The organism is Rhizobium laguerreae, from assembly GCF_002008165.1.
GTDB lineage: Bacteria > Pseudomonadota > Alphaproteobacteria > Rhizobiales > Rhizobiaceae > Rhizobium > Rhizobium laguerreae.
Genome location: NZ_MRDM01000002.1, coordinates 108,908 through 118,836, shown reverse-complemented (window position 1 = coordinate 118,836; position 9,929 = coordinate 108,908). Strand labels below are relative to the sequence as shown.

The following is a 9,929-nucleotide window of genomic DNA, read 5'->3' as shown; positions in this document are numbered from 1 at the left end:
GCGCGGCCGCCAGACATCCGTGCAGCGATCCCGTGATAGCGGGCGTTGCGGGAGATAGCTGCCTCGGCTTATCGCCGGCAACCTCTAAGCCTTGCCCAGATGCTTCGGCCAGAATTCTTGATGGACTTTGGCGGCTTCGTCTTCGAGGTTCGTCGGGCCAACCACGGTGACGTTGCGCGCGCCGGTTTGCAACACCGCCCGGCTTGGCACGTTCAACCCGATCCCGGCAATCTCGCCAAGCCGTGTTTCGGAACACGCAAACACCATGCGCCCGATGCCCGACCAGTAAATCGCCCCGGAGCACATCGCGCAGGGCTCCGTGCTGGTGTAGAGCGTGCAGTCGGCGAAAAAAGCAGTGTCGTAATGCTGCGCCGCCAGTTTCACCAGGTTCATCTCTGCGTGGTTGGTCATATCGCGGCCGCTGAAGACGCTGTTTTCGGCGCGCAGGATGACTTCGCCCTCCTTCACCAGCACAGAGCCAAACGGTTCGTCGCCGTTTGCCACCGCGGATTTCGAGAGTGCAATCGCCTCGCGTAAAAACGGCTCGTGGTTTTCCATCGGAGTCCCCCAGCTAGAGCGGGATGATCTTGTCTTGAATCGGAGGGATTTCCAAGGGGCTGCAAACAGGGGTGAGGTGGGTCAGTACGCACCGCCACCTGTTACCCTGCCGGTGATAGACGTCGGTGATCCATTCGTCGGCCGATATCGGTTCGCCACGGAACATGCCGGTGTTCTGTCCGCGACCGGTAACCGTGGCGACATTGCCGAGCAGATGGACGTGATGCGTCGTCTTGGTCATCGTGTCATGGCTCAAGACACCGGATCCGATCGCCGAAAGAATAGCCTGTGCAGGGATCGGGCCACGCTCAGGCGTCACCAGCACCCAGTCCTGGGTGATGCAGGCGGCGATCTGGATGGGATCGTTGGACACCATCGCCGCGTTGAAGGCGCGCTCAGCCTCCTCGAGCGCTTCAAGGGCTGCGGCACTCACGCCGACATACCCTCGTTCCAGCGGCGTTGCATCTCCTCAGGCGTGACCTGCTCGATGGTTTGCGACAACATCCAGCGATGACCGAAGGGATCAAGCACCTGCGCCACCCGCTCGCCGAAACTCTGGTCGGTCGCCGGGCGCAGCATCGTCGCCCCGGCCGACAGCGCCTGCGCCAGTGCTTCGTCGGTCGACACCGTGTCCATGTGGAAGGTCACCGGCGAGCCTCCGATGGTATCGGGAGAGAGGGCGCCGAAGTCCGGATATTCGTCTGCCAACATCATCAGCGTCTCTCCGAAACGCAACTCGGCATGGCCGATCCGCCCGTCCGAAGGATCGGTCATGCGGAAGACTTCCGTGGCGCCGAAAGCCTCCTTGTAGAAGTCGATAGCCCGTGCCGCATCCTTGACGATGAAGTAGGCGCTCACTTTTCGGGCAAAACTCGGCATGGGTGATCCTCCTTGACTGGGTCTTATATTAACGTTACGTATCGTAAAGATATGAGTCAAGAGAGTAACGCAACACCGAAGAAACGCGGGCGGCCGCCAAGCGCTGCCGCGCAGAGGCGTGCCTTGGAGGCCGCCCACGAAATTCTGATGGCCGAAGGTTTTGGCCGCATGACGATCGAAGCCGTGGCGGCGCGGTCCGGTGTCGGCAAGCCGACGATCTACCGCTCCTGGGCCAACGCGCAGGAACTGGCGATGGCCGCTCTTCTGGTCAACCGGCTACCGGAAGCGGAGGTGGGAGGGGGCACGGCGCAGGCGGCTCTCGGCGCGCAGATGAGCGGACTGGTGACTGCCTTTGCGAGCACGCGCGGGCGGCAGATCACCATGGCACTTGCGGCCGCCGACCCGGAAAGCGAATTCACCAAGGCCTTCCGCAATCAGGTGATCCTGTCGAGCCGCAACGCGGGTCGTGTCATCCTGGAGGAGGCTCTGGCTCGGGGAGAAATCGTTCCGCCGCTTGATATGGAGGCGCTGCTCGACATGATCTACGGACCGGTCTTCTTCCGGCTGCTGGTCGGCCATCGCCCGGTCTCGCCGGAGTTCGGCGATGCGATCGTCAGGACCGCGTTGCGGGCCGTTGCACCGTCGGGCGCGTGAGACCCTCACGTCGCGATCGGCGAAGCCGACATCACGCCTGCCTGCTTCAATGCTCATGGGTGCGCCGTCCTCCGTTTCCCGCTCTTGATGCTCTCGTAGATCATTTCGAGCCGCCTCGAGGCGACATAGGCACTGTCCTCGTATCCGGCTGACGGCCAATCCAGTCGAGGGCTGCCGTCCGTCGCCACGATCCAGAACCATCGATTATCGATCCCTCCGCCTGCCTATGGCCGGAATATCCTTCCGATCTGGGTATCGCCGTCAAAAGCGACGTAATCGTCACCGGGTTTCTCCTTCCAGGCGTGCCGCCATTTGTATTTGATTTCTCGGCCGCTGACATGTTCCCACGATTTCCAGGTGATTTGTTCTGGCATGCGTCGTCCTGTCCTCTCGCGAGGTATCGCTTTGACCGCATGGTTGATGGATGGCTCCCGCCCGAGCCGGTGAATTCAGATCAGCGTCGGCTCCGGATCGGGGTCGATCGGATCGATAATGTCAGCCGTGTCATTCTTGGGCGAACCCACTTTGCGGCCGATCGGCCACATGGTCATCAGCTCGGCCGGGAATGGCTTCATCAGGTCGTTTGGATCGGGTTCCGGCGATAGCCAGCGTTCATAATCCTCACGATGCAGGATGACCGGCATCCGATCATGGATCTGCGCCATCATCTCATTCGGCTCGCAGGTGATAATTGCGAAGCTCCGGATCTCTATGTCATTGTCGCGCCGCGTCTCCCAGATGCCGGCGAGCGCAAAGGGCGAGCCGTCGGCCATGGCGATCGCATAGGGCTGCTTGTTCTTGCCCGTGCCGAAGATATCCTTCCACTCGAAGAAGCCGTTGATCGGCACCAGGCAACGGCGCGACCTGTAGGCCGAGCGGAACAGGCCGTTGGTACCGATGCCCTCGCAGCGCGCATTGATCGGCGGCGGACGCCCTCCCGGCTTCATCCATGCCGGCATCAGACCCCAGCGCGCCGAGGCGAAGATCGGCCCCATGATGTCAGGCTCGCGGACCATATCGCGAATAATGATGGGATAATCCAGCGTCGGCGCGCCGTTGTAGAGTGGGAATCGGTTTCCGAGCGCATCGATCGCGCCTCGCTCTGCGAAGGCGAAATTGCGCACCAGTTCCTCAAGCGAGGTCTTGATGTAGACGCGGCCGCACATCCAGAACTCCATCCCCACATATTAGGTGTTCTGATTATGTTCTGGTGGTTCGAGGCGAGTCAAGGCTGGTCGCTACAACCGATGCCGCCATCACGGTAACCGCCTCGACGACGGCCGACAGCAGAAAATTGCATTTTGCTTGACAGCCTTCCTACTGGAAGGTAGATGGCTTTATGAGCAATCTTTTGACGACGTCCGACGAGATCCTGGCCTCCGCCCGAACCCTGATCATGAACGGAGGCTATAACGGCTTCAGCTATGCCGACATTGCTGCCGTCGTCGGGATCCGCAAGGCCAGCATCCATCACCATTTCCCCAGCAAGACCGATCTGGTGCGCACGCTTGTGGTGCGATATCGCGAAGATGCCGAGGCGGGTATCGCGGGCCTGGAGCAGCGGGTGCAGGATCCCTTGGCGCTTCTCCAATCCTATGCAGGCCACTGGGCCCAGTGCATCGAGGATGCAAGCCGGCCGTTTTGCGTCTGCGCCCTGCTTGCGAGCGAACTGCCGGCACTGCCGCCGGAGGTCGCAGCCGAGGTCAAGGCTTTCTTCCGCTTTGCCTCGGCATGGCTGACCTCGGCGATGGAACGAGGCGCTCAGGACGGGAGTTTGAAACTGTCGAGCGAACCGCGCGTCGAGGCTGAAGCCTTCATGGCCTCCGTCCATGGCGCCATGCTCTCAGCCCGGGCCTACGGGACTCCGGAGGTCTTCGCCACCATTCTGGCTCCCACCTTGCAGCGGCTCACGCCAACCGCTGCTCGATAGAGCTCCGGACGGAATATACGCCCGAAGCAACAACCACGACCAGAAAGCTACCAACTAGTAGGAAGACAAGCATGTTCAAGACCATTCTTCCCGCTCTCGCGTTTGGGCTCAGCGCAATCGCGTCGGCGGCCCTTCCAGCGGCGCCCGCCCATGCCGAAGACCAGAAGGCCGAGCAGGTCCACGTCAGGGGCAGCATCGTCGCCTATAGCGGCTCCGCTCTCAAGGTGAAGACCCGCGAAGGAGAGACCATCGATGTCACGCTTGCCGACTGCTGGAAGCTGGCGAGCGTTGCAAATGCTGCGGTCACCGACATCAAGCCGGGCGACTTCGTCGGCATCGCATCCCTGCCGAGTGAAGGCGGCGGCGACGGCGCGCTTGAGGTGCTGATCTTCCCGCCGGCGATGAAAGGTGCCGGTGAAGGCAGCTACGGCTGGGACCTCAAGCCCAACAGCAGCATGACCAATGCGACCGTGGCCGACGCCGTCAAGGGCGTCGACGGCCGCACCGTCACCGTCTCCTATCACGGCAAGGATAAGAAGATCGCCATTCCGGACGGTACGCCGGTCGTGACCATCGCTCCGGCCACCAAGGACGATCTCGTTCCCGGCGCCGTCGTCTTCATCCCCGCCGAAAAGGCTGCCTCGGGTCCCCTCGCCCATCAGGTCCTTGTCGGAAAGAATGGCGTGGTCCCGCCCATATGACCACGTCGTCGCCGGTCGGCCGGGCCGCCCCCGGTTCGACCGGCGATTTACCAGGGAATGCCGCCTGACCGGCAGCCGATGGACCCGAACGACGGAGAACTTCGGCTCGCCAGCGGCCCGGCGGAGCTGAAAACCAGTCTCGATGACGGACGCCGCCGCTGATGACGGTGAGCCGCCCCTATCAGACCAACACCATCACACACAGGAAAGAGATCATGATGACCACCGATCAAACCACCATCGCGTCTGGCGACAGGGAAGAGTGGCTGACGCGCTATTACTTCACCCGCGCAGCCTTTTCCGCCATCTGGGTCGCCGCCGCCTTGACGGCCGGGCTCCAGTCGCTTGCCGTCGCGGCGGGTTTGCTGATCCTCTACCCGGCCTGGGATGCCGCCGCCAACCTCATCGATGCAGCTCGGAACGGCGGCCTGCCAAACAACCGCAGCCAGGCGATCAACGTCGCCGTCAGCGCGGTGACTACAGCTGCCGTGATCGTCGCCCTGACGATGAGCATGAACTGGGTTCTCGGCGTCTTCGGCCTCTGGGCGATCTTTTCCGGCCTGCTGCAGCTTGGAACCGCCGTCCGGCGATGGAAGACCGATGGCGGCCAGTGGGCGATGATCCTCAGCGGCGGCCAATCCGCGGTGGCAGGCGCCTTCTTCATCGCCCAGGCGCAAATGCCGGAAGCGCCGTCCATCGCCAACATCGCCGGCTATGCCGGCCTCGGCGCCTTCTATTTCCTGGTCTCGGCCGTCTGGCGAAGCGTCACGCAGATGCGGCGGAAGCGGGCCTGAGGCGAACGGGAGATCTCCCGTTCGGTTACGCATAGATTGGCGCGGGCGAAATTTCGAATACTCAATGCCATCCCCTGCGCCAGCGGGGGCTTCGCAAAACCCGCCTGCTGCGCCGGCGGGGGTACGGCGTACGCGCCCTCCACCCTCCGTCATCCCAGGCCTTGAGCCTGGGATCCATGCCCGCTGCCGATCGAGGCAAGAGTGGATCCTCGGGTCGAGCCCGAGGAAGCCGGAGCGTGGGGTGGCGGCTGGAGCAAGGGCAGCGGCGCATGCGAACATGATCGGCGACAGCTCACACGGTCGGCGATCTCGTTCTGCCGAGACGTGCAGCGGCGGTGTAACCGCACGCACCGCCTTGTGTAAGTTTTCAAAAAGCAGTTAGCTGCCATCGTTGGCTATGCCTCGTGTGCTGAGACGTGTCCGCATTTCGGGGGAAATCTCGTGCACTGGTCCAAACCCCTAAGACTGCATCTCGGCGTCTTGGTCGTCGCCTCGCTACTTTGCACCTCGACGCCAATCATCTGGCTGGCGTTCAGGCAAGGAAGCGATGCTGCCGTCAGTGCGGGCGTGCAGCAGATGCGCGAGATGAGCCTGCGGCTGATCGAGGGCTACCGCAATACGCTGCAGGGCGGCACCGAGGCGGTGGCACTGGCATCGACCCTGCCGCAGCTCACCTCCCCGCCGCCCCAGGATATCACGGCGAAACAGCAATTCTTTCTGGAGGTTCTCAGAAACGTCCCCAACGCGACAAGCGTCTACACCGGCTATCCTGACGGCTCGTATCTGCAGCTCATCAACACGCAAAGGCAGAATGTCCGCCGGATCCTCGCAGCACCCGATGGCACGGCTTTCGCGATCCGCACGATAGCACGCAGACAGGGCCCGGACGTCATATCGACGTTTCGCTTCCTCGACCGCCAGGCAAGCCCGATCGCCGAGCGTGACGTCGACTATGCATCATTCGATCCGCGGCAACGCCCCTGGTACCAATTCGTCATCCAGCACAGCGAGGAAGTATCCGTCGGACCGTATGTTGCGGGAACGCTGCAGCTTCCAACGCTGACGATCGCAGCACCGATGAGAGACGACGATCAGGTTGTCGTCGGCATCAACATCCACCTGATGACTGTCAGCCGGCTGCTGGATGCGCAGGAGATTTCGCCGCGGGCGCGCGCCTACATCATCGATGACGCCGATGATCTGATCGCCCATTCCGACCCGGCAATCATGAACAGGCTTCTCGACGTATGGTCGAAAAATGCCGATGGCGCCGTTGCCGTCGATACGACGAAAGACAGTTACGACACGAGCCTCGAAACGGTGGCGAGGCTCAGGCGGGATCCGGCCTTTGCAAGCGGCGGCGTGGTGCGGATCGATCTCGATGGCGAACGCCAGATCCTGCAGATCGCCCCCGTCGGTGTGTCCGGTCTGTTCAAGGGAAGCGTCGCCGCAATCGTCGTGCCCCTGGAAGATCTGGTGGCGGAGGCCAATCGGCTGCTGATGCACAATCTCCTGATTGCGGCCGCCTTCCTGATCGCGGGTGTCGCCGCCTCGGTGATGCTGTCCCGCATGGTCAGCCGCTCCCTTTATCGGCTGGCCGACGAGGCGCGCAGGATCGGCGATCTCGATGTCGGCGAGAAAGGTGCCTCCCATTCCTTCATATCGGAGATCAACACGCTGGCGAGCGCGCTGGCGGCAAGCCGCCATGCCATCAGCCAGTTTGCCCTCTATGTTCCGCGTGAAGTCGTCAGACGGATCGTCAATCCCGAAGGGCGAGCGGTCGCCAAGGCGCAGCGTCAGGATGTGACGGTGCTCTTCACCGACATCAGAGACTTCACCACCATATCCGAGCAGCATTCGCCCGAGGACGTGGTCGATATGCTGTCAGCCTATTTCGAACTGTTGAACACCATTGCCGAACGCAATGGCGGCACTGTCGTGCAATATCTCGGCGATTCCATTTTCGTCATGTGGAACGCCCCTGTTCCAGATGTCAGACATGCCGAAAACGGCTGCCGATGCGCGCTTGCCATGAAAGCGGCGATCGACGAGTTGAATGAAGCCAACCGCCAGAATGGCCGTCCCGCGCTCATCACCCGATTTGGATTACACACCGGCCCGGCGGTCGTCGGCAGTTTTGGCGCGATCTCGCGGCAGCAATACACAGCCATGGGCGACACGATCAATGTCGCCTCACGGCTGGAAGGATTGAACAAGGAATTCAACACCTCGATCCTGGTGAGTGCCGCCATATACGAGGCTGTCGGCACCCGCTTCGACCTCCGCCCGCTGGGCCTGGTGCCGGTCAAGGGACGCGCCGAGAAGGTCGATTTATGGGAGTTGTTTAGGGGAAGCGGCGACTAGCGATGGGCGATCCCGAAGCGGAGCCTTCGGATTGCTACAAACGGCAGCTTTGCGCCAAAAGCGGCCATATCGAAGGGTTGGCGATGACCAAAATGGGGCCGGAAGGAGACTGGCCGCATCTGGAGAGTTAGCCAGAAATGCAGTGCAGTTGCAGTTCGGGTCTCCCCGGACAGAACTGGGCACTTCCGCCGAAGCCCCGCTCGCAGCCAGACGTTCACAAAGGAGTATGACTGCTCGATCGAGGTGGAGACCGCCTAGGACATTACCTCTTACGATTTGTTGACTCACCCGCGCTTGAAAATTAACTTGCTAATTTGGTCGTTGGGCTTGTCCTCAGATGACGGATCAATCTCTTCAGCGTCGCCTTGCCGCCATCGTCGTTGCCGATGTGGTGGGATATTCACGCCTGATGGAGGCAGATGAAATCGCAACGCTTGAAAACCTCAGGGAACTTCGTTCCGGCACTATCGAGCCGGCTGTGATGCGTCACAAAGGTCGCATCTTCAAGGTCGTCGGCGACGGATTCCTGATCGAATTCGGCAGCGCGGTGGAAGCGGTCGCGGCAGCGTTGGAAATGCAACGGGCCACCACTGCCGTTCAGGCTTCCGGAGACCGGCGCCTGCTTTTACGTGTGGGCATCAACCTGGGAGATGTCATTGACGAGGGTTCAGACGTCCTCGGCGACGGGGTCAATGTCGCAGCGCGCCTCCAGACGCAGGCCGCGCCGGGAGGCATCTGCATTTCAGCCGGCGTTCACGGCGAGATCGTCGGCGAGATCGGCGACCGGTTCTTCGATGCAGGCGAACGCTACCTGAAGAACCTGACCCGCCCGGTCCACGTGTGGCATTGGCCGGATGCGCTGCAGAGCACATTGCCGCTGCCGGAAAATCCCTCGATCGCTGTTTTGCCGTTCACGAATATGAGCGGGGATGAAGCGGACGCGCCTTTCGTCGACGGCTTGACTGAAGACCTGATCACCGACCTTTCCCGGACGGCTGGCCTGTTCGTCATCGCGCGCAATTCCGTCTACGGCTACAAGGGCAAGCCGGTCAACGTAAAGCTGGTCGCCCAGGAACTCGGCGTCCGCTACGTCCTGGAGGGGAGTGCCAGACGCGCAATGGGCCGTGTCCGCATCAATGCCCAACTGGTCGACGCGCTTGGCGGCGGGCACTTGTGGGCCGAAAGATTTGACCGGACGGTGGAAGATGTTTTCGAATTACAGGACGAGGTTAACGCCAAGATCGTCGAAGCCCTCGTCGGCCGGCTGACCATCCCGCCACCGCGCAATCGGCCGAAGAACTTTGAAGCCTACGACCTGTGTGTGCGCGCCCGCCTGCTGACCGAAGAGTCGCCGCAAACCGAGCGTGAGGCCTATATGCTGCTCCAACGCGCGGTCAAGCTCGAGCCATCCTATGCCGAGGCGCTTGGCCTGCTCGCCTATAACCGCTGGCTGGCCTGGACTCATTTCGGCGAACCCGAAGATCCCAACCGTCAGATGGCGGTGACATCAGCGCAGAAGGCGGTCGACCTAGATCCCAACGATGCCGGCTGTCGTTACGTTCTGGGGACCATTTTGGCTTATGAGCGGCAATGGGAGGAATCGGAGGCCGCCTTCGCCAAGGCCCTGGAGCTGGATCCCAACCACGCCGACACCTGGGCCGCCATGTCGGACATGTCCGTGCTGGACGGCAGGATTGCCGACGGACTAGCGCAAATCGAAAAAGCTCTGCGGCTCAATCCCCATCCAACCTGCTGGTATCTTTGTCATCTTGGGCAGGCGCAGTACGCAGCGCGTGACTATGAGGCGGCAGCCGCTACCCTCCGCAGGGAAGACACGTATCGGACCAACTCACGCAAATTCCTGGCTGCTGCGCTTGCGCAGTTGGGCCACCTTGAGGAGGCGCGGCGAGAAGCAGAATTGTTCCTGATCGCCCACCCTCACTTCACGGTCGGCCATTGGCTCAGCTCCCAGCCGCTGCGCGATGCATCTGTACGAGACCACTTTGTCGACGGCTTTCGAAAGGCCGGCCTGCCGGAGATGTGACAGCG

General features: G+C 61.9%; 11 protein-coding genes and 1 pseudogene. 7 read left to right on the top strand and 5 right to left on the bottom strand.

The window, feature by feature from the left end:
* Positions 1-84: 84 nt before the first annotated feature.
* Genes BS630_RS00745 through BS630_RS00735 form a run of 3 tightly spaced genes read right to left on the bottom strand, consistent with a single transcriptional unit; the run spans position 85 to position 1,437 of the window.
* Positions 85-558 carry a nucleoside deaminase gene (locus BS630_RS00745; RefSeq protein WP_077975818.1) on the bottom strand — a complete coding sequence of 158 codons (474 nt, stop codon included), beginning with the start codon at positions 556-558 and terminating at the stop codon, positions 85-87.
* A gap of 13 nt (positions 559-571) precedes the next feature.
* Positions 572-991, bottom strand: coding sequence for a nuclear transport factor 2 family protein (locus BS630_RS00740; RefSeq protein ID WP_077975816.1), 420 nt, complete (start codon positions 989-991; stop codon positions 572-574).
* Positions 988-1,437 carry a VOC family protein gene (locus BS630_RS00735; RefSeq protein ID WP_077975814.1) on the bottom strand — a complete coding sequence of 150 codons (450 nt, stop codon included), beginning with the start codon at positions 1,435-1,437 and terminating at the stop codon, positions 988-990. The genes BS630_RS00740 and BS630_RS00735 overlap by 4 nt, the downstream gene beginning before the upstream one ends.
* Positions 1,438-1,488: 51 nt before the next feature.
* Here BS630_RS00735 and BS630_RS00730 point away from each other — a divergent pair, with 51 nt between their 5' ends.
* Positions 1,489-2,091, top strand: coding sequence for a TetR/AcrR family transcriptional regulator (locus BS630_RS00730; RefSeq protein ID WP_011650957.1), 603 nt, complete (start codon positions 1,489-1,491; stop codon positions 2,089-2,091).
* Between the two features lie 53 nt (positions 2,092-2,144).
* Here BS630_RS00730 and BS630_RS37770 read toward each other — a convergent pair.
* Both BS630_RS37770 and BS630_RS00720 read right to left on the bottom strand, forming a co-directional pair.
* Positions 2,145-2,465: pseudogene (locus tag BS630_RS37770) on the bottom strand (hypothetical protein).
* Positions 2,466-2,540: 75 nt separating this feature from the next.
* Positions 2,541-3,257: an SOS response-associated peptidase gene (locus BS630_RS00720; protein ID WP_077975812.1), complete on the bottom strand. Its 717-nt coding sequence runs from the start codon at positions 3,255-3,257 to the stop codon at positions 2,541-2,543.
* Positions 3,258-3,430: 173 nt separating this feature from the next.
* Between BS630_RS00720 and BS630_RS00715 the strand changes: the two genes are divergently transcribed.
* The 6 genes from BS630_RS00715 to BS630_RS00695 all read left to right on the top strand — a co-directional run bounded on the left by BS630_RS00715 (position 3,431) and on the right by BS630_RS00695 (position 9,924).
* Entirely contained in the window at positions 3,431-4,021 is a 591-nt protein-coding gene (locus BS630_RS00715) for a TetR/AcrR family transcriptional regulator (protein ID WP_077975811.1), read from the top strand.
* Between the two features lie 71 nt (positions 4,022-4,092).
* On the top strand, positions 4,093-4,722 hold the full coding sequence (locus tag BS630_RS00710; RefSeq protein WP_077975810.1) for a hypothetical protein: 630 nt from the start codon (positions 4,093-4,095) through the stop codon (positions 4,720-4,722).
* A 215-nt stretch (positions 4,723-4,937) separates the two neighbouring features.
* Entirely contained in the window at positions 4,938-5,516 is a 579-nt protein-coding gene (locus BS630_RS00705; RefSeq protein WP_131666548.1) for a DUF308 domain-containing protein, read from the top strand.
* A gap of 441 nt (positions 5,517-5,957) precedes the next feature.
* A complete protein-coding gene (locus tag BS630_RS00700; RefSeq protein WP_077975808.1) occupies positions 5,958-7,880 on the top strand; it encodes an adenylate/guanylate cyclase domain-containing protein in 1,923 nt (640 codons plus the stop codon).
* A gap of 2 nt (positions 7,881-7,882) precedes the next feature.
* The gene (locus BS630_RS38375; RefSeq protein ID WP_260685302.1) at positions 7,883-8,011 is read left to right on the top strand and encodes a hypothetical protein; all 129 of its coding nucleotides are present in this window, start codon (positions 7,883-7,885) and stop codon (positions 8,009-8,011) included.
* 206 nt (positions 8,012-8,217) lie between these two features.
* Positions 8,218-9,924, top strand: a complete 1,707-nt coding sequence (locus BS630_RS00695; RefSeq protein WP_077975807.1) for an adenylate/guanylate cyclase domain-containing protein — start codon at positions 8,218-8,220, stop codon at positions 9,922-9,924.
* Positions 9,925-9,929: the final 5 nt, after the last annotated feature.